This is a genomic window from Rhodococcus sp. IEGM 1306 (assembly GCF_036541985.1).
Lineage (GTDB): Bacteria > Actinomycetota > Actinomycetes > Mycobacteriales > Mycobacteriaceae > Rhodococcus_F > Rhodococcus_F qingshengii.
This window is the reverse complement of sequence record NZ_JAZHFF010000002.1, coordinates 480,748-499,254: the sequence shown is the minus strand read 5'-3', so window position 1 is coordinate 499,254 and position 18,507 is coordinate 480,748. Positions and strand designations below refer to the sequence as shown.

Annotated in this window: 19 protein-coding genes; 13 read left to right on the top strand and 6 right to left on the bottom strand. The window is 62.7% G+C overall.

What is annotated here, in order from left to right; genetic code table 11:
• The first annotated feature begins 10 nt into the window (after positions 1 to 10).
• Positions 11 to 976 carry a quinone oxidoreductase family protein gene (locus tag V3587_RS09135; RefSeq protein ID WP_021332986.1) on the top strand — a complete coding sequence of 322 codons (966 nt, stop codon included), beginning with the start codon at positions 11 to 13 and terminating at the stop codon, positions 974 to 976.
• A 56-nt stretch (positions 977 to 1,032) separates the two neighbouring features.
• Here V3587_RS09135 and V3587_RS09130 read toward each other — a convergent pair whose 3' ends face one another.
• Positions 1,033 to 2,016: a heme o synthase gene (locus V3587_RS09130; RefSeq protein ID WP_003944994.1), complete on the bottom strand. Its 984-nt coding sequence runs from the start codon at positions 2,014 to 2,016 to the stop codon at positions 1,033 to 1,035.
• Positions 2,017 to 2,217: 201 nt separating this feature from the next.
• On the opposite strand from V3587_RS09130, the gene tkt reads away from it, so the two are divergent.
• The 6 genes from tkt (at position 2,218) to V3587_RS09100 (ending at position 9,902) form a co-directional block, all read left to right on the top strand.
• Entirely contained in the window at positions 2,218 to 4,320 is a 2,103-nt protein-coding gene (tkt, locus tag V3587_RS09125) for a transketolase (RefSeq protein WP_003944976.1), read from the top strand.
• 5 nt (positions 4,321 to 4,325) lie between these two features.
• Complete coding sequence (gene tal / locus V3587_RS09120) at positions 4,326 to 5,450, top strand: transaldolase (RefSeq protein ID WP_039972890.1); 1,125 nt, start codon at positions 4,326 to 4,328, stop codon at positions 5,448 to 5,450.
• 4 nt (positions 5,451 to 5,454) lie between these two features.
• Complete coding sequence (zwf, locus tag V3587_RS09115) at positions 5,455 to 6,999, top strand: glucose-6-phosphate dehydrogenase (RefSeq protein WP_030536404.1); 1,545 nt, start codon at positions 5,455 to 5,457, stop codon at positions 6,997 to 6,999.
• Positions 6,999 to 7,907 (top strand): glucose-6-phosphate dehydrogenase assembly protein OpcA, encoded by a 909-nt coding sequence (gene opcA / locus V3587_RS09110; protein ID WP_003944921.1) that lies wholly within the window; start codon positions 6,999 to 7,001, stop codon positions 7,905 to 7,907. Before zwf ends, opcA begins: the two co-directional genes overlap by 1 nt.
• Positions 7,900 to 8,640: a 6-phosphogluconolactonase gene (gene pgl / locus V3587_RS09105; RefSeq protein ID WP_030536405.1), complete on the top strand. Its 741-nt coding sequence runs from the start codon at positions 7,900 to 7,902 to the stop codon at positions 8,638 to 8,640. Before opcA ends, pgl begins: the two co-directional genes overlap by 8 nt.
• A 338-nt stretch (positions 8,641 to 8,978) precedes the next feature.
• Positions 8,979 to 9,902, top strand: coding sequence for an SDR family oxidoreductase (locus V3587_RS09100; protein ID WP_283376407.1), 924 nt, complete (start codon positions 8,979 to 8,981; stop codon positions 9,900 to 9,902).
• Positions 9,903 to 9,912: 10 nt separating this feature from the next.
• On the opposite strand, the gene V3587_RS09095 is transcribed toward V3587_RS09100, so the two are convergent.
• Positions 9,913 to 10,041: a hypothetical protein gene (locus tag V3587_RS09095; protein ID WP_256932255.1), complete on the bottom strand. Its 129-nt coding sequence runs from the start codon at positions 10,039 to 10,041 to the stop codon at positions 9,913 to 9,915.
• Between the two features lie 67 nt (positions 10,042 to 10,108).
• Here V3587_RS09095 and V3587_RS09090 point away from each other — a divergent pair, with 67 nt between their 5' ends.
• The 5 genes from V3587_RS09090 (at position 10,109) to V3587_RS09070 (ending at position 12,624) form a co-directional block, all read left to right on the top strand.
• On the top strand, positions 10,109 to 10,453 hold the full coding sequence (locus V3587_RS09090) for an iron chaperone (RefSeq protein WP_007727947.1): 345 nt from the start codon (positions 10,109 to 10,111) through the stop codon (positions 10,451 to 10,453).
• A gap of 32 nt (positions 10,454 to 10,485) precedes the next feature.
• On the top strand, positions 10,486 to 11,208 hold the full coding sequence (locus tag V3587_RS09085; protein ID WP_003944997.1) for an AAA family ATPase: 723 nt from the start codon (positions 10,486 to 10,488) through the stop codon (positions 11,206 to 11,208).
• Between the two features lie 27 nt (positions 11,209 to 11,235).
• The gene (locus V3587_RS09080) at positions 11,236 to 11,556 is read left to right on the top strand and encodes a TfoX/Sxy family protein (RefSeq protein ID WP_003944891.1); all 321 of its coding nucleotides are present in this window, start codon (positions 11,236 to 11,238) and stop codon (positions 11,554 to 11,556) included.
• A gap of 134 nt (positions 11,557 to 11,690) precedes the next feature.
• Positions 11,691 to 11,939 (top strand): hypothetical protein, encoded by a 249-nt coding sequence (locus V3587_RS09075; RefSeq protein WP_202426844.1) that lies wholly within the window; start codon positions 11,691 to 11,693, stop codon positions 11,937 to 11,939.
• 172 nt (positions 11,940 to 12,111) lie between these two features.
• Positions 12,112 to 12,624: a hypothetical protein gene (locus V3587_RS09070; RefSeq protein ID WP_283376406.1), complete on the top strand. Its 513-nt coding sequence runs from the start codon at positions 12,112 to 12,114 to the stop codon at positions 12,622 to 12,624.
• Here V3587_RS09070 and V3587_RS09065 read toward each other — a convergent pair.
• From V3587_RS09065 to secG, 3 genes are all read right to left on the bottom strand, one after another.
• Entirely contained in the window at positions 12,611 to 13,396 is a 786-nt protein-coding gene (locus V3587_RS09065) for an oxidoreductase (protein WP_058226749.1), read from the bottom strand. The two genes, V3587_RS09070 and V3587_RS09065, sit on opposite strands and share 14 nt — an antisense overlap.
• Positions 13,397 to 13,500: 104 nt before the next feature.
• Positions 13,501 to 16,275, bottom strand: a complete 2,775-nt coding sequence (gene ppc / locus V3587_RS09060) for a phosphoenolpyruvate carboxylase (RefSeq protein WP_161120760.1) — start codon at positions 16,273 to 16,275, stop codon at positions 13,501 to 13,503.
• 103 nt (positions 16,276 to 16,378) lie between these two features.
• On the bottom strand, positions 16,379 to 16,612 hold the full coding sequence (gene secG / locus V3587_RS09055; RefSeq protein ID WP_003944946.1) for a preprotein translocase subunit SecG: 234 nt from the start codon (positions 16,610 to 16,612) through the stop codon (positions 16,379 to 16,381).
• Positions 16,613 to 16,821: 209 nt separating this feature from the next.
• On the opposite strand from secG, the gene V3587_RS09050 reads away from it, so the two are divergent.
• Positions 16,822 to 17,622 carry a tyrosine-protein phosphatase gene (locus V3587_RS09050; RefSeq protein WP_161120759.1) on the top strand — a complete coding sequence of 267 codons (801 nt, stop codon included), beginning with the start codon at positions 16,822 to 16,824 and terminating at the stop codon, positions 17,620 to 17,622.
• Positions 17,623 to 17,711: 89 nt separating this feature from the next.
• Here the strand turns inward: V3587_RS09050 and tpiA are convergent, their stop codons facing one another.
• Positions 17,712 to 18,503 (bottom strand): triose-phosphate isomerase, encoded by a 792-nt coding sequence (gene tpiA / locus V3587_RS09045; RefSeq protein ID WP_283376405.1) that lies wholly within the window; start codon positions 18,501 to 18,503, stop codon positions 17,712 to 17,714.
• Positions 18,504 to 18,507 lie beyond the last annotated feature (4 nt).

The window sequence follows — 18,507 nt, the reverse complement described above, 5'->3', positions numbered from 1 at the left end:
AACAGAAACCATGCGAGCCATCTACGTGACCGAGACCGGCGGACCAGACGTTCTGACTCTGACCGAACAACCCGAACCGACACCCGGCCCAGGCGATCTACTCGTCAAGACCGAAGCGATCGGCATCAATTTCATCGACACGTACTTCCGAATGGGCCAGTACAAGCGTCCGCTCCCCTACATTCCCGGCGACGAGGGCAGCGGTGTTGTCGAAGCTGTCGGCTCCGACGTCAACGAATTCTCCGTGGGCGACCGGGTCGCGTGGGCCGCTGCCACTGGCAGCTATGCCGAGAAGGTGGCTGTTCCCGCCGCAGTCGCCGTGAAAGTGCCTGACGGTGTCCCTGCATCGGCCGCGGCGTCGGCGCTCCTGCAGGGGATGACGGCGCACTACCTCGCGAAGTCGACGTATCCGATCCAGAGCGGCGACACCGTGCTCGTGCACGCAGGCGCGGGCGGCGTCGGGTTGATCCTGACGCAGATGGCCGTCAGCCTCGGGGCGAAGGTCATCACGACTGTGTCATCGGATGCAAAGGAAGAACTCTCGCGCGGCGCGGGTGCCTCGGAGGTTCTGCGGTACGACGAGGACATCGCAGCGCGAGTCCGGGAGTTGACCGGCGGCGAAGGAGTAGCGGCGGCATACGACGGCGTCGGCGCGACAACTTTTGATTCGAGCTTGGCTTCCGTGCGCATCCGCGGCACGGTCGCTTTGTTCGGTGCGGCCAGTGGACCGGTTCCGCCGGTTGATCCGCAGCGGCTCAATTCGTCGGGTTCGCTGTTCCTGACGCGTCCGACGCTCGCGCATCACATTCGCACTCGAGAGGAACTGACCTGGCGTGCCGGCGATGTCTTCGACGCCATTGCGGCCGGGAAACTCGATATTCGCGTCGGCGCCGAGTATCCCCTCGCCGATGCGGCAACAGCGCATCGGGATCTGGAAGGTCGAGCAACGACCGGGTCGATCGTTCTGATCCCCTAGCGAAGTGCTGTGCGCCTTTATTAACCGCCCGCGGTTAATAAAGGCGCACAGCAGAATCAGCTCAGCATGTCGCTGATCGTCTGGAGTCCGAGAACCGAGTCGACGGCGAGGCCGACGAACACGATCGCAAGATAGTTGTTGGACTGCAGGAACAGGCGTAGCGGTTTGACCTGAGCACCACCGCGAACGCTGCGGTACAGCTGATGTGCCATGAGCAGGAACCACGCACCGGCAACGATGGTGATGGCGGCGTAGATGACTCCCGACGCGGGGACGAGGACAAGCGTCGTGACGACCATTGCCCAGCTGTAGAACAGAATCTGCTTGGTGACGTGCTCTTCGGTGGCGATCACCGGAAGCATGGGAACACCGGCAGCTTTGTAGTCCTCTTTGTATCGCATCGCCAGCGCCCAGGTGTGCGGCGGCGTCCAGAAGAAGATGATCAGGAACAGCACGACGGGCTGCCAGCTCAGCGAACCGGTGACAGCGGCCCAGCCCACGAGGACGGGCATACATCCGGCTGCGCCACCCCAGATGACGTTCTGCCAGGTACGACGCTTGAGAACCATCGTGTAGATGAGGACGTAGAACGCGATCGTGATCACGACGAGGATGCCGGCCAAGAGGTTGGCTCGCCACCACAGCCACAGGAACGACGCGAGTCCGAGAAGGAGCCCGAAGACGAGCGCGTTGCGCGTCGGCACCGCCTCGCGGGCCAGCGGACGCTTCGCCGTGCGCTTCATGACCTTGTCGATGTCGGCGTCGACGACGCAGTTGAGCGAGTTCGCACTCGCCGCGCCCATCCAGCCACCGAAGAGGGTGCTGAGGATCAGAACGATGTCGACTGTTCCGCGATCGGCCAGCAGCATTGCCGGAATGGTTGCCACCAACAGCAATTCGATCACTCGCGGCTTCGTGAGCGCGATATAAGCCAGAACCTTGCCCGTTGCGCGACCCCACACCGTATCGGTATTGGTCGCCCGCGGGGCGGCACCTGGGCTGCCGAAGCCATGTCCGCTCGGCTGTTGCCCTGTCCGCACGTTCTCTCCTTGCACCACGCGTTACCGCACTAACTCTTCACGACACACTGCTGACACTGTTCTCTACTACGAACGATGGTAGACCGCAGCCATTGAGGAACCGAATCGACCCGGACAGCCAGGACCATTAGGCTGGGTTACGCAGTGGAGGGACACCCCACCCTCGCAATCCACGTACACCATGTCAGGAGACATCTGCCAGTGTCGATCACAGACGAGATCCACGTCCTCACGCAACCCGTCCACCCCTCGGACTGGACCGACCTGGACACCAAGGCTGTCGATACCGCCCGCGTGCTCGCCGCCGACGCGGTTCAGAAGGTCGGCAACGGCCATCCCGGAACTGCAATGAGCTTGGCGCCGTTGGCATACACCCTCTTCCAGCGCGTCATGCGCCACGATCCTTCGGATGCAGAATGGGTCGGCCGTGACCGCTTCGTTCTCTCCTGTGGCCATTCATCCTTGACGCTGTACACCCAGCTCTACCTGTCGGGCTACGGTCTCGAGCTCGCTGACCTCGAAGCTCTCCGCACGTGGGGCGCACTGACCCCCGGCCACCCCGAGGTCGGCCACACCGTCGGCGTCGAGATGACCACCGGTCCGCTGGGCCAGGGCCTTGCGTCCGCAGTCGGTATGGCGATGGCTGCGCGTCGTGAGCGTGGGTTGTTCGATCCGGAGACCCCGGTCGGCTCCTCCCCCTTCGACCATCACATCTACGTGATCGCGTCCGACGGTGACATCGAAGAAGGCGTTACGTCCGAGGCCTCGTCTCTCGCCGGTGTCCAGGAACTGGGCAACCTCATCGTCTTCTACGACGACAACAAGATCTCCATCGAGCACGACACCACCATCGCTCTCGGCGAAGACGTCGGAAAGCGATACGAGGCATACGGCTGGCACGTTCAGCACGTCGAAGGTGGCGAGAACGTCTCCGGCATCCTCGACGCGGTTGCCGCGGCCAAGGCCGTCGTCGATCGTCCCTCCATCATCTTGCTCCGCACCATCATCGGTTTCCCGGCTCCGAAGAAGATGAACACCGGCGACGTCCACGGCTCCGCTCTCGGTGCCGACGAAGTTGCAGCGGTCAAGGAAGCCCTCGGCTTCGATCCGGCCAAGTCCTTCGACGTCGACGCCGACGCTCTGGCTCACGCCCGTGAGGTCGTCTCCCGCGGCGCCGACGCACGCAAGGCATGGCAGGTCGAGTTCGACGCGTGGGCTGCACGTGAGACCGAGCGCAAGGAACTCTTCGACCGCCTGTTCGCCGGTGAGTTCCCCGCCGGCTGGGCCGACGCTCTCCCGACCTACGAGGCCGACGCCAAGGGCGTTGCGACTCGCAAGGCCTCCGGTTCGGCACTCAACGCGCTCGGACCGATCCTGCCCGAGCTGTGGGGCGGCTCCGCCGACCTCGCCGGCAGCAACAACACCACCATCAAGGGCGCAGATTCGTTCGGCCCGTTCTCCATCTCCACCAACGACTGGAATGCGCAGCCTTACGGCCGCACGCTCCACTTCGGCATCCGCGAGCACGCGATGGGCTCGATCCTCAACGGCATCGCGCTTCACGGACCCACCCGCCCGTACGGCGGAACCTTCATGGTCTTCTCCGACTACATGCGTCCGGCGGTTCGCCTGGCCGCACTGATGAAGACTGCCGTCACCTACGTCTGGACCCACGACTCCATCGGTCTCGGCGAAGACGGCCCGACTCACCAGCCGGTCGAGCATCTCGCTGCTCTTCGTGCGATCCCGAACCTCGCCGTCGTCCGCCCGGGTGACGCCAACGAGACCTCGTTCGCATGGCAGGCAGCACTAGAGAACAAGACGGGCCCGACGGCTCTGGCACTCACTCGCCAGGACATCCCGGTTCTCGAAGGCACCAAGGAGAAGGCTGCCGAGGGTGTCAAGCGCGGCGCTTACGTCCTCGTTGACGCAGCCAACGGTTCGCCCGAGGTCATCTTGTTGGCGACCGGTTCCGAACTGCATCTGGCCACCGAGGCTCGCGAAACCCTCGAAGCTCAGGGCGTCGCAACCCGCGTCGTTTCCGTGCCGTGCCTCGATTGGTTCCTCGAGCAGGATCAGGCGTACCGCGACGAGGTCATTCCGCCCGCCGTGCGCGCGCGTGTGTCCGTCGAAGCCGGCATCGCGATGCCGTGGTGGCGCATCCTCGGCGACGCCGGTCAGGCCGTCTCGCTCGAGCACTACGGCGCTTCCGCCGATTACAAGACCTTGTTCCGGGAGTTCGGCATCACTGCCGACGCGACTGTCGAAGCCGCGCAGCGCTCCCTCGCAGCTGTGAAGGGATGATCTCGATGACACAGAACGTGAATACCGAAAAGCTCTCCGCTGCAGGCGTTTCCATCTGGCTCGACGACCTCTCGCGGGATCGCATCCAGTCCGGCAACCTGCAGAACCTCATCGACACGAAGTCGATCGTGGGTGTCACGACCAACCCGTCGATCTTCCAGGCGGCACTGTCCAAGGGATCGGCGTACGACGCTCAGGTCCGTGAGCTCGCACAGCGCGGCGCCGATGTCGACGCCACCATCACCGCGGTGACCACCGACGACGTGCGTGCAGCGTGCGACATCCTGGCTCCGCAGTTCGAGGCGTCGAACGGCGTCGACGGCCGCGTGTCCATCGAAGTCGACCCTCGCCTGGCACACGACACCGACGCCACCGTCGCGCAGGCGATCGAGCTGCACAAGATCGTCGATCGCCCGAACGTCCTGATCAAGATCCCCGCGACGCTGGCAGGCATTCCCGCCATCGCCAAGGTGATCGGTGAGGGCATCAGCGTCAACGTCACCTTGATCTTCTCGGTCGAGCGCTACGAGGCAGTCATGGGCGCATACCTGGAAGGTCTGGACACCGCCAAGGCTGCCGGCCGCGACATCTCGTCCATCGAGTCGGTCGCCTCGTTCTTCGTCTCCCGCGTGGATTCCGAGATCGACAACCGCCTCACGGCAATCGGCACGCCGGAAGCCCTCGAGCTTCGTGGCAAGGCTGCACTCGCAAACGCGCGTCTGGCGTACAACGCGTACCAGCAGATCTTCGAGGTGCAGCCGCGCTTCCAGGCTCTTCTGGCCGACGGCGCCAAGGCTCAGCGTCCGCTGTGGGCGTCGACCGGCGTGAAGAACCCGGATTACCCCGACACTCTCTACGTCACCGAGTTGGTTGCGCCGAACACGGTCAACACCATGCCGGAGAAGACGCTCGACGCTCTCGCCGACCACGGCGAGATCACCGGCGACACGATCTCGGGCACCGCTCAGGAGTCACAGGCGGTCTTCGATCAGCTCGCTGCAGTCGGCATCGATCTTGCGGACGTGTTCAAGGTCCTCGAGACAGAGGGCGTCGACAAGTTCGAGGTGTCCTGGAACGAGTTGCTCGACGCAACCGCCGAGCAGCTCCGCGCAGCAACCCAGAAGAGCTGAGCCTGTGAGCGATTCCGCGGCGGCATCAGATTGGGTGAATCCCCTTCGGGACAGCACCGACAAACGGCTTCCGCACATTGCGGGGCCCTGCGCCCTGGTGATTTTCGGTGTTACCGGCGACCTTGCCAGGCGCAAGCTCATGCCCGCCATCTACGACCTCGCCAACCGTGGACTGTTGCCGCCCGGATTCGCTCTGGTCGGGTTCGCCCGGCGTGACTGGACGGACGAGGACTTCACGAACGTCGTCCTCGAAGCAGTCAAGGACGGCGCTCGCACCAAGTTCCGTCAGGACGTCTGGGAGAGGCTCGCCGAAGGTATCCGGTTCGTGGAGGGCAGTTTCGACGAGGCCGAGGCCTTCCAGAACCTGTCCGACACGTTGGCCACGCTCGACAACGAACGTGGTATCGGCGGCAATCACGGTTTCTACCTTGCGATTCCGCCCAACGCGTTTCCTCAGGTGCTCGAGCAACTGTCGGCGTCGGGCCTCGCGCAGGCCGAGGACGGTCAGTGGCGACGAGTCGTCATCGAGAAGCCGTTCGGCCACGACCTCGAGAGCGCTCGCGAACTGAACGCCGTCGTCAACAAGGTGTTCCCCGAGGACACGGTCTTCCGTATCGACCACTACCTCGGTAAGGAAACCGTCCAGAACATTCTGGCTCTGCGCTTCGCGAACCAGTTGTTCGATCCGATCTGGAACGCGCACTACGTCGACCACGTTCAGATCACGATGGCCGAGGACATCGGCCTCGGTGGACGCGCGGGGTACTACGACGGCATCGGCGCGGCCCGTGACGTGATCCAGAACCACCTGCTGCAGTTGCTCGCGTTCACGGCGATGGAAGAACCCATCAGCTTCGAGCCGCTCAATCTGCAGGCGGAGAAGATCAAGGTCCTCTCGGCTACTCGCCTTGCCGAGCCCCTCGACGAGACCACCGCCCGCGGCCAGTACGCGGGCGGCTGGCAGGGTGGGCTGCCGGTGGTCGGGCTCCTCGAAGAAGACGGCTTCGCAGCGGACTCCATCACGGAGACCTTTGCCGCCATCACCCTCGAGGTCGACACCCGCCGCTGGGCGGGTGTGCCGTTCTACCTGCGCACGGGCAAACGACTCGGACGCCGTGTCACCGAGATCGCGGTGGTGTTCAAACGTGCACCGCACCTACCGTTCGACAAGACGATGACCGAAGACCTCGGCCAGAACGCTCTGGTCATCCGCGTGCAGCCCGACGAGGGCGTCACCATGCGGTTCGGCTCGAAGGTTCCCGGATCGAGCATGGAAGTCCGTGACGTCAACATGGACTTCTCGTACGGCCAGGCTTTCACCGAGTCGTCTCCGGAGGCGTACGAGCGGCTCATTCTCGACGTGTTGCTCGGCGAGCCGTCTCTGTTCCCGGTGAATGCCGAAGTCGAATTGTCTTGGGAGATCCTCGATCCCGTCCTCGAGCACTGGGCTGCCGGCGGTAAGCCGGAACCCTACGAGGCCGGAACGTGGGGACCACCGTCTGCGGACGAAATGATGCAACGCACCGGACGCGAATGGAGGCGACCCTAGTGATTCTCGATTTGCCGTCCACCACCACGGTCCAGGTCAGCAAGAAACTGGTCGAGGTACGTAAGACCGGCGGCGCTGTCACCTTGGGACGAGTGTTGACGCTCGTCGTCTGCACCAGGGACACCGGGAATGCCGAGGAAGCCATCGAGGCCGCCAACGAAGCAAGCCGCGAGCACCCTTGCCGCGTCATCGTGCTTCTGCGTGGCGACGAGCAGAGTGAGCCCAGGCTCGATGCTCAGATCCGTGTCGGCGGGGACGCCGGCGCCTCGGAGGTTGTCGTGCTGCGTCTCTACGGTCCCCTGGCGGACCACGAGAGCAGCGTCGTCATCCCGTTCCTGCTCCCCGATACACCGGTAGTCGCGTGGTGGCCCCTCGAGGCACCCGAGATTCCAGCCAAGGATCCCGTCGGGAAGCTCGCGATACGGCGCATCACCGATGCCACCGGCGCCCCCGATCCGACCGCCACCATCAAGGGGCGACTCGCGTCGTACACCGCCGGCGATACCGATCTCGCCTGGAGTCGCGTCACCTACTGGCGCGCGCTCCTCGCATCGGCTCTCGATCAGCCGCCGCACGAGAAGATCACCTCAGCGGTGGTCTCCGGTCTCAAAACCGAACCGGCACTGGATATTCTCGCCGGTTGGTTGGCAGCCAAGATCGACGGTCCGGTCATTCGGCGTACGGGTGAGCTGACGGTCGAGTTGAAGCTCGAGACCCGCAGTATCTCCATCAGTCGTCCGCAGGAGGGCACGACCGCTACGTTGATCCGCACCGGTCAGCCTGACGCGCTGGTTTCTCTGGGTCGTCGAGAGACACGCGATTGCCTCGCCGAGGAATTGCGTCGGCTCGATCCGGACGAGATCTACGAAGAAGCTCTGGCCGGATTGGAGAAGGTGACCTATGAGTGATGTTGTCGTGGAGAAGTTTTCCGACGCCGGCCAACTTGTCGACGCTGCCGCCGCACGCCTGGTCACGACCATCGTCGATGCCCAGAAGGCTCGCGGGTTTGCGTCCATCGTGCTGACTGGCGGTGGAACCGGCATCGCACTTCTCGAGAAGTTGCGTGAAGCTCCCGGCGACATCGACTGGTCGCAGATCGATCTGTACTGGGGCGACGAACGGTTCCTGCCGTCCGGCGATCCCGAGCGGAACGAAGTGCAAGCACGTGAGGCGCTTCTCGATCATGTGCCGGTCGATCCCGACAGGGTACATGCGATGGCCGCATCCGACGGTATCTACGACGGTGATCCACACGGGGCGGCGACGGCGTACGAACAACTGCTGGGCGCTCAGGCACACGGGAATCAGGTTCCGACGTTCGACGTGCACCTGCTCGGTATGGGCGGCGAAGGACACGTCAACTCGTTGTTCCCGCATACCGACGCTGTTCGCGAAGAAGCGCGTTTCGTAGTCGCGGTGACGGACTCCCCCAAGCCGCCACCGGTGCGGATCACCCTCACGTTGCCTGCTGTTCGGCGAGCCAAAGAGGTCTGGCTGCTCGTCTCGGGTGCTGCAAAGGCCGAGGCCGTTGCCAAAGCCGTCGGAGGTGCTTCGGCCGACGACTGGCCGTCCGCCGGCGCCACCGGTTTGGTTGCGACACGTTGGTTCCTCGATTCGGACGCTGCCTCGCAGCTTCCCTGATCTGATTTCACAGATCTGATTTCACAGATCTGATTTCACACCGGTCGGGAATCGTCTTCGGGCGATTCCCGGCTTGGTGGTACGTCGACGACTTCCTCACCGTGGCGACTTTCGACTACCCGCCGAGTCCGGATCCGATGCGAATTTCCTTTTGACGGAACGGAACTCAATCCCGAGATCCCGTTTCTCCAACCAGCACTGCGCCCCACACAACGATCCATCTCTCCCCTACCTCCTTCATCCGAGTGATTACTACCTTGGACGCCGCGAAGTAAGGTTCGGTTCCGCAGATCGCGTTCACTCTTGAACGAAGCAATCCAGGCGAGAACAATCGAACAATGTCGTGGACACCGAATCCGGACGCACTTCGCGGGCGAGTGGCTGTAGTTGCCGGGGCGACGAGGGGCGCCGGACGCGGAATCGCCGCGGCCTTGGGCGAGGCCGGTGCAACCGTCATCTGCACTGGCCGGAGCACATCTGCCGGAATTCTTCAGTCGGACTATCCGCGCGGAGAGACCATCGAAGAGACGGCAGAGCTGGTCACCGAGCTGGGCGGCGTCGGCGTGCCGATTGCCGTCGATCATCTCAAGAGCAAACAAGTGGCTGATCTCGCCGAACGCTTGCGAATCGACTATCACCATATCGACATCTTGGTCAACGACATCTGGGGCGCGGAATTACTCAAGGGTGGGCCGGCGGAGTGGAACACGCCGGTATGGGAACACGATCTGGACAAGGGGTTTCACATCTTGCGTCTGGCGATCGACAGCCACATCACCACGTCGCACCACCTCCTGCCGCTCATGACTGATCGGCCAGGCGGACTGGTCGCCGAAATAACCGATGGCACTACCGAATACAACGCATCGAACTATCGCATCTCGGTGTTCTACGACTTGGCCAAGGTGTCCGTGAACAGGCTCGCATTTTCGCAAGGCCACGAACTTGCCCCGTTCGGCTGTACTGCCGTCGCCATCACTCCCGGGTTCCTGCGATCGGAGATGATGCTCGAGAATTTTGGTGTCGGCGAATCGAATTGGCGTGACGCTTTGTTGCCGGAGCGGGATGGTCCGACTGCGCCCGCGGATTTCGCACGCTCCGAGTCACCGAGATTCATCGGACGTGCGATCGCGGCCATCGCTGCCGATCCGAATCGACAGCGATGGAATCAGCGATCGGTCAGTTCAGGCGAACTCGGAACGGAATACGGGTTCACCGACGCGGACGGCAGCCGCCCCGATTTCTGGCATTACCAACGCTGAACGTGACTAGTCAACGATCTTCCGACGAGCCGTCTACCTCGCGGTAAGACCACCCCCACAGAAAGCGCCTTGCGTTGGTCAGGTAGGCACGCAGATGCGTGAGCATGCCGGCGAACTCCCAAGGTTCCAGATTTTTCATACCTAATGGTCTCATTTGTCCCCCAAGTCGCCGCAATTGGGAGTCGGAGCGCGATTATGATCCGCGCATGGCCGAATTCGCGACGATCAACGAATACATCGCTTCGTTTCCCACCGACGTGCAACCAGCCCTCGAGAGTATCCGCGAGACGATTCACAACACGGTTCCAGGCCTCGATGAGACCATCAGCTATCAGATGCCGACCATGACGGTGAACGGAAAGAACCTGATTCACTTCGCAGGCTGGAAAAACCACATCTCGATGTACCCGCTCCCGGCGGGCGACGCCGAGTTCGAGAAGTCCGTCGACCCTTACCGGGCTGCGAAATCAACGGTGAAGTTCCCGCTGAACAAACCGATCCCTCTCGATCTCGTGGCTCGGATCGTCGAATTGCTCGCGCAGCGCCACTAACGTCCGTTCTCGTCGGAGCCTTGTGAGAACGTATGGCCGTGCAGAGACAACCCATCCGCCGCATCAAGGCCGGGCCATCGTCGGGCGCCGACGTAGGCAGCTGGCCGATGACGGTGCCTGCAGTCGCGCAGATCGTTCAGCACGGTCTCGAGCTTCCACCGGGTGTCACCATTCTGGTCGGCGAAAACGGAGCGGGAAAGTCGACCGTCATCGAAATTATTGCCGCCGTTCTCGGTCTCAACGCCGAAGGCGGGTCGACCAATACGCGGCATCAGACTCGATCGAGTGAACCGGGCGGCCTCGACCTTGTGCTCGAGCGGAGTCCCGGAGCATCGAAGTGGGCGTACTACCTCCGAGACGAAACCCTGCACGGTTTGTACACGTACTTGGAGGACAACCCCAATCCCAAGCGACCTGAACCGCTTTACCATCACCTCTCCCACGGTGAGGCGCTGCTCGAGATCCTGTCGTCGAGGACCTCCGACGGCGGCTTCTATCTCATCGACGAACCCGATGCCGCACTCTCCTTCCAGGGGACCCTGACACTGGCCGCGCTGCTCGGCGAGTTGGTGGAATCCGGCGCGCAGGCGGTGATCGCGACGCACTCGCCGATCATCGCGGCGCTGCCGAACGCCAACCTGCTCGAGATCGGCGAATGGGGAATCCGAGCCTCGAGCTGGGAGGACCTCGATCTGGTCTCGAACTGGCAGCGGTTCCTTCACGACCCGCACACGTACCTGCGCCATCTGATCTAACCTGGAACTCCACCCCAGGAGGCCTCCATGGCATACGACAAAGCGCTGGCTGAGCGTATCCGCGATGCGCTCTCGGGCGAGGACGACGTCGAGGAAGTAAAGATGTTCGGTGGGCTGAGCTTCATGGTGAACGGGAAGCTGGCCGCCAGTGCGAACTCACACGGCAACATCATGGTTCGGTGTGACCCCGATCGAGTCGACGAGCTTCTGACGCACAAGGGTGCAAGCTGGCCCGAGATGCGGGGTAAGCCGATGAGCAAGGGATGGATCGTCGTCGACCGAACCGGGACGAGTTCGAACGTCGAATTCAACGCGTGGATCAAGGAAGCTCTGGACTTCGTTCACTGACAGCTGGGGTGCGTTGCCGAAGATATCTGACGAGACTGGTGTGGCCGCGGGCTCTCGCGTCGATGAGAGACTGAACCGTGCCCGATCGACCTGAGATTGTCTGTATCTGCGGCTCTGCGCGATTCGCTGAAGAGATGCGGGAGGCGAACCGCGACCTGACGTTCGCGGGCGTGATCGTCGTCGCGCCGGTTGAAGCAGACGAGGCGGTCTCTGACGAGCAGAAGAACCTGCTCGACGCGCTCCATCTGCGCAAGATCGACCTCGCCGATCGGGTTCTGGTCGTCAACCCTCGCGGATACATCGGTGAGTCCACGCGCCGAGAGATCGCGTACGCGCGCGCCGCCGGCAAACCAGTGTCGTTCACGACGCCGTTTGATCAGTAAGCGCCTCGTCGGTGCGGGCCGCAACGAATATTCTCACGCCGAGTTGCTCGAGCCCTAGCGCCGGTTCGATCAATTTCGCTCGATTCGGCAAAAGTGAACTGGGCGGCCCTTAGACTCCGGAAAAGCATTGGATTGGGCGGCTCGACGCCGCGGAGGAAAGGTGGTCCGTCGCGTGACGTTCACACCCAATCAGCCGGATCACCAACGCGCCTTCGGGTTTCAGCTGCCGTCGACCCGCGCAATTCCCTCCCTCATGCCCGACCGTTTCGGACCTAGCCTCATCGGATCGCTCTGGGCGTGCGCCGGGATCGTCGCCGGAAGCCTCGGCCCGTGGACGTCATCCTCTGCGCTGGACCACAGTGGTGTCGACGAATGCGGAGCGATCACTCTCGTCCTCGCTCTGTGCGCGGTGACCGCGTTGATCACCCTCATGGTTCGAGACGTCACGCCCGAGATCAAGAATCACTGCACCGGCCCTTTGGTCGGAATCGCGGTATTGATCGTTGCCGTCGGAAACGCCGCGTCCATCGTGCGACGTAGTACCGAGTTCGCAGGGCACACTGCCGGACCGTCCATCGGGTGGGGACTGTGGGTGGTCATCGCGTCCGCAGTGATCCTGTGCATCACGTCGTCGACCGTCGCGCACATGATCAGGTTTCAGGCAGCAATGATCACAAGGTCTTGATCAGACCGCCGTCGATCACGAAATCCGCGCCTGTCACGTTCCCCGCACGATCGCTGGCGAGGAACAACACCAGGTCGGCAACCTCTTCGGGGAAGGTAAACCGCCCAGTCTCGGCTCCGGCCGCGGCGCTTTCGACGATGTCGTCGGCGGCTGATCCACTCGCCTTCGCCAGCGTCGAGGCCACTCCGTGCTTGCCGAGCCACAACTCCGTTTGCACCGGGCCAGGGCTGACGGTATTGACGCGGATCCCCTGCCCGCCCAATTCTTTCGACAACGACTTCGAGAAGTTGGTCAACGCCGCCTTGGCGGCGCTGTAGTCGATCACCGTGGGGTCAGGTAAGAATGCGTTGACCGAACTGATCGTCACGATGCTCCCGCCACCTCGGCGGATCAACTCCGGCAGCGCAGCGCGAACAGTGCGTACAGCCGACAAGAACGTCAGATTGAACGACGCCGCCCACTCTTCGTCTGTGATGGCCGCGAAACCGCTCGTTCTCGGGGTGACGGCCCCGACGTTGTTGACCAGGATGTCGACGCCGCCCCTCGCTGCTGCAACCTCGAGCAGTCGGGTTGATCCTTCGACACTCGCGAGGTCGACGCCGACAAAGGTGACGGCGCCGCCGGACTGCAGCGATTCGAGTTCCGGCGAGAGCGTCCGCGAGCCCGCGACGACGTGGACTCCCTCGGCCACCAACGCCCGCGTGACAGCCAGTCCGATACCTTTTCCCGCGCCGGTAACGACGGCAGTTCGTCCGTCCAATTGCAGATCCACTGCGGTCCCCGTTCGGTCCGGTGCGCAGCGTTGGGTGTGCGTGCGACAGCTCTAGAGTCGCCGCACGCACACCCTGGTAAACCTGCAGAACCAGCCGCTGTTACCTAGCCACTGTTACGAAGCGCAGTGGCCAGGCCGTTCATCGTCAGCTGGATACCCCGACGCACCTGATCGCTCTCGTCGCCGGAACGGTACCGACGGATCAGCTCGACCTGTAGATGGTTGAGAGGTTCGAGGTACGGGAACCGGTTGTGGACCGAACGCTCGAGGCCCGAGTTGTCGGCAAAGAGGTTCTCGTTGCCCGTGATTGCCTTGTACATGCGAATTGTGCGTTCGTGCTCGTCGGTGATCATTCCGAAGACTCGATCGCGCAGTTCGGCGTCGAGCACGAGGTCCGCGTACCGGGCCGCCAAACCGAGATCCGACTTCGACATCACCATGGCCATGTTCGAGAGCACGGTTCGGAAGAACGGCCACTTCTCGTACAGGGCCGTCAACGTGGCAAGCCGAGTATCGTCTCCGTCTATCCATCTTTCGAACGCGGCGCCGGTTCCGTACCAACCCGGAAGCATCACGCGAGACTGACTCCACGAGAGCACCCAGGGAATCGCTCGCAGGTCGGAGATCGCCTTGGTCTGCTTGCGAGAGGCCGGACGAGAGCCGATGTTGAGTGCCCCGATCTCGGCGACCGGTGTCGACGCTTCGAAGTACTGCACGAATCCTGGTGTGTCGTGCACCAATTCGCTGTACGCGGTGCGGGCGAGGGCCGCGAGCTCGTCCAGTACCGCGTAGGCAGCGTCGGCATCGCTGCCGAGTCCTTCGACGTCGAGCAACGTCGACTCGATAGTCGCGGCGATGAGTGTTTCGAGGTTGCGATGTGCCAGACGCGGTTCAGCGTACTTGGCCGCAATCACCTCACCCTGCTCGGTGATTCGCAGAGAACCAGCGACTGCACCGGGAGGCTGAGCCAGAATCGCTTCGTAACTCGGTCCGCCGCCACGTCCGACGGTTCCGCCGCGGCCGTGGAAGAGCCTCAACCTGATTCCGCTCTTACACGCGGCATCGACGAGGTCGAGTTCGGCACGGTACAGCGCCCAGTTGGCTGCCAGGTACCCGCCGTCCTTGTTCGAGTCGGAGTACCCGAGCATCACTTCTTGACTGTCACCACGGGAACGGACGATCGCACGATAGATCGGGATGTCGAGCGTCGCCAGCAATGTGTCGGCGCCGCCCTGCAGATCCTCGATCGTCTCGAACAACGGCACGATGCCGATCGGGCACGAGGGCTCGCTACCGACGCCCGGATCGAGCACCCCGACCTCTTTGAGCAGCACTGCAGCCTCGAGCATGTCACTGACCGAGGTACACATGCTGATGATGTAGTTGGGTACCGCACCCGCTCCGAGAACCCGCACTGCCTTGGCACCGGCCGCCATGATGGCCAGTTCCTTGGTGGTCAATTCGCTGAACTCGGCGTCCGACGAAGTCAGTGGTCGCCGCGTCGTCAACTCGGCCGACAGCAATTCGACTCGATCGGCTTCCGGCAAGGACGCATAGTCCGGGTGAACTCCGGCCCACGCCAGAAGTTCTGCGACGACGCTTTCGTGTACCTCGGAGTTCTGCCGCATGTCCAGACCGGACAGGTGAAAGCCGAACACCTCCACCGCTTCTCGGAGCCGATCGAGTCGATCGTCGGCGATGGTCTCGTCACCGAAACGACGCAACGAGGTGTCGATGATTCCGAGATCCCGCTGCAACTGTGCCGGGTCGGTGTACGCCTCGAGTCCGTCGTCGGACCCGTGGGCGGGCAACTCCCCCAGTACCGTCAGTGCTGTGGCGCTCAAGCGCCCGCGGATACCGCGAATCGCGCGACGGTACGGCTCGTCGGCCCTGAAGGCAGAGTCGTCGCCGGAGGTAGACGCCAGCAGATCGAGTTCGGGCGTGACGGAAACCAGCCGCGCCGACATCGACAGTTCACGCTCGAGATGTTCGAGTTCCTCGAGGTGATGCTCGAGAGCAGTCGCCGCAGCGCGCGACGTGGCGCGCTGGACAATTTCGCCGGTCACGTACGGATTGCCGTCTCGGTCACCGCCGATCCACGAACCCGGCCTCAGGATCGGTTCCGGCAGAAGCCCGGCGTCCGGCCAACGCGTGCGCAGAGCTTTGCGAACCTCGGCGTTGATCTTCGGAATCACCTCGAACAACGCTGCGTCGTAATAGCGCAGGCCTACCTCGATTTCATCCTGGATGCGGAGGCGGCTGAGCCGGATCAGAGCCGTCTGCCACAGGGTCAGGATCTGACGGCGCAATTGCAGATCGACATCAGCGGTTTCTGCGACGCTCAGCGCCGTGCGCTCGCGGTATCGCATCAACTCGGTGATCCGACTCTGCGTCTCGAACACCGTACGGCGTCGAGTCTCCGTCGGGTGAGCGGTGATGACGGGTGAGACCAGGGCTCCCCGCAGCGCTTCTTCGACGGTGGCCGAATCGATATCGGCTGCATCAAGTTTGGTGTACGTGGCCGCGAGAGTGCTGTCGCGGGGCGGTTCCCCCGCATTGACGTGGATGGCCCGTCGACGCTCGCGATGGATGTCCTCGGCCAGGTTGGCGAGCAGTGCGAAGTGACTGAACGCCCGGATGACGGGAATGGCGTCGTCCGTACTGATTTCGGCGAACAGCGACACCAGTTCGGCGCGATCGATCTCCGAACGACGGACTCGGAACGACTCGACACGGGCTCGCTCGACCAGATCGAACACATTGTCGCCGGCTTGCTCTCGCACTATTTGTCCGAGTATTCCGCCGAGAAGCCGGATGTCTTCGCGCAGCGGCTCGGTGGCCTCTCGCGGTGTTTCTCGATGCGACGCGGTTTCAGTCATCACACAATTATCGACCGAAACAAAGAACCCCGCTCGATAGGCGGGGTTCCGTGTCTGAAATTCGTGTGTGAAAAACTACCGGCTGTAAGTCATGAGCCGAGAATCAGGCGAACTTGATCTCCAGGCCGATGCCGACGATCGAAATGAGCCAGATCAACGCGGTGAAGACCGTCAACCGGTCGAGGTTCTTCTCGACAACAGTCGATCCGGACAGGCTGGACTGGACACCGCCACCGAACAGACTCGACAAACCGCCGCCCTTACCGCGATGCAGGAGCACCAAGGCGATGAGGAGCAAGCTGGTGATGACCAGCAGGATATCCAGGAACAGTTTCATGTCTGTCTACGTCCACCAATCCAATAGGGACAACTACAACCGATAACACCATACAGGCGCGCGCAGATAGCCTGACCACATACCCGCCTCGCACATGACTTTGCACCCGGCCAGGCACGATTCTTGGTCAGTGGCATCGATCACACTGTCGAGATACCGATTCAGTAGTTTTTCAGTTGACGCGACTCTACCTCCGAAAGGCCGGCTCCATGCTTTCCGACACTGCCCTGCCCAACACTGCCCTGCCCGACACACCCCTGCCTGAAACACCGCGTCTGGCTTCGATTCACAACTTCCGCGACGTGGCCGGCCCCGGGTACGTCACGACCAGCGGACAGGCGATGAGCCGCGGAGTCTTCTACCGTGCAAACGTACTGACGCCCTCGCCCGAGGATCTTGCAATCGTGGAATCGCTGGGGCTGACCGCCGTCTATGACGTGCGCTCCGAAACCGAGGCGAACGAAACTCCCGACATCGTGCCGGCGCCGGCGATGTACGCCCACATTCCCATCCTGTCCGGAAACATCCACGCCGAAGCGATGGCTCTCCGAACAGCGGACGCTGCAACAGCTTTCATGCAGAACATCAATCGCAGCTTTGTCGCAGACCCCGTCACTCGGAACGGATTTTCGCAGTTGTTCGCCGCCCTGGCGACCACCGAGGGGCCGCAACTCTTCCACTGCACGGCGGGAAAGGACAGAACAGGTTGGGCGGCAGCACTACTGCAGACACTCGCTGGTGTACCGCGCGAAACGATCACGGCGGACTACCTGCTCACGAACACGTACTCGGCCGAGTACATCGAGGCAACAGTCGCGAAGATCGCCGCTGCCACAGATGCAGACAAGGGCGAGGTGATCCGGTTGCTGCTTTCCGTCGACGCGAGTTACCTGGGCGCTGCCTTCGAGCAGGTCGAGCACCACTACGGAACCGTTGAGAACTATCTGACCGCCGGGTTGGAGCTTGCTCCCGAACTCGTCGGCGCTCTGGAAACCAAACTGGTGAGCTGACTCGCGAACAAAAAACTGCGGGTGTGTGACCTAGTCGGTCACACACCCGCAGTCTTAGTCTCGAGCAGTTTCAGCTCACTACCCGATCATCACGGGAGTGGACCGCCTGCAGCGATCGCAGACAGTGTCGCGAACTCGTCAGCCTTGAGTGACGCGCCGCCGACAAGAGCGCCGTCGACGTCGGTCTGGCCGACGATCTCTCCGACGTTCTTCGAGCTGACGCTACCGCCGTACAGAACGCGAACGCCGGCCGCGACCTCGGCGTCGGCGTCGGCAAGTTCGGCCACTGTTGCTCGTACCGCAGCACACACTTCCTGTGCATCGGCGGCAGAAGCGACACGGCCGGTGCCGATGGCCCAGACAGGTTCGTACGCAATGACGATCTTGGAGATCTCCTCCGCGCTCAGGCCCGCCAACGAACCCTTGAGCTGGTCGACGTTGTAGGCGACATGCTCGCCCGCTTCGCGGATCTCGAGGCCTTCGCCGATGCACACGATCGGCGTGAGGCCGTTCTTGAGAGCAGCCTTCGTCTTCGCGAGGACGGTCTCGTTGGTCTCACCGTGAAGGGTGCGACGCTCGGAGTGGCCGACCACGACGAAGGTGCAACCGAGCTTGGCCAGCATGGAGCCGCTGATCTCGCCCGTGAACGCACCCGAGTCTTGAGCCGAGACATCTTGCGCGCCGTACGTGAGGAGGAGCTTGTCGCCCTCGATCAGCGTCTGGACGCTTCGGATGTCGGTGAACGGCGGGATGACCGTGACGTCCACTTTGTCGAAGTACTTCGCAGGCAAGGAGAAAGCGATCTTCTGCACCAGGGCGATAGCCTCGAGGTGGTTCAGATTCATCTTCCAGTTGCCGGCGATCAACGGCTTACGTGCCATGTCG

Excerpts from the sequence above, each read along its gene's own strand:
- V3587_RS09135 (WP_021332986.1), top strand. The coding sequence starts at position 11 with ATGCGAGCCATCTACGTGACCGAGACCGGCGGACCAGACGTTCTGACT.
- tal (WP_039972890.1), top strand. The coding sequence starts at position 4,326 with ATGACACAGAACGTGAATACCGAAAAGCTCTCCGCTGCAGGCGTTTCC.
- pgl (WP_030536405.1), top strand. The coding sequence starts at position 7,900 with ATGAGTGATGTTGTCGTGGAGAAGTTTTCCGACGCCGGCCAACTTGTC.
- V3587_RS09100 (WP_283376407.1), top strand. The coding sequence starts at position 8,979 with ATGTCGTGGACACCGAATCCGGACGCACTTCGCGGGCGAGTGGCTGTA.
- V3587_RS09095 (WP_256932255.1), bottom strand. The coding sequence starts at position 10,041 with ATGAAAAATCTGGAACCTTGGGAGTTCGCCGGCATGCTCACGCATCTG.
- V3587_RS09090 (WP_007727947.1), top strand. The coding sequence starts at position 10,109 with ATGGCCGAATTCGCGACGATCAACGAATACATCGCTTCGTTTCCCACC.
- V3587_RS09085 (WP_003944997.1), top strand. The coding sequence starts at position 10,486 with ATGGCCGTGCAGAGACAACCCATCCGCCGCATCAAGGCCGGGCCATCG.
- V3587_RS09080 (WP_003944891.1), top strand. The coding sequence starts at position 11,236 with ATGGCATACGACAAAGCGCTGGCTGAGCGTATCCGCGATGCGCTCTCG.
- V3587_RS09075 (WP_202426844.1), top strand. The coding sequence starts at position 11,691 with ATGCGGGAGGCGAACCGCGACCTGACGTTCGCGGGCGTGATCGTCGTC.
- ppc (WP_161120760.1), bottom strand. The coding sequence starts at position 16,275 with ATGACTGAAACCGCGTCGCATCGAGAAACACCGCGAGAGGCCACCGAG.
- secG (WP_003944946.1), bottom strand. The coding sequence starts at position 16,612 with ATGAAACTGTTCCTGGATATCCTGCTGGTCATCACCAGCTTGCTCCTC.
- V3587_RS09050 (WP_161120759.1), top strand. The coding sequence starts at position 16,822 with ATGCTTTCCGACACTGCCCTGCCCAACACTGCCCTGCCCGACACACCC.
- tpiA (WP_283376405.1), bottom strand. The coding sequence starts at position 18,503 with ATGGCACGTAAGCCGTTGATCGCCGGCAACTGGAAGATGAATCTGAAC.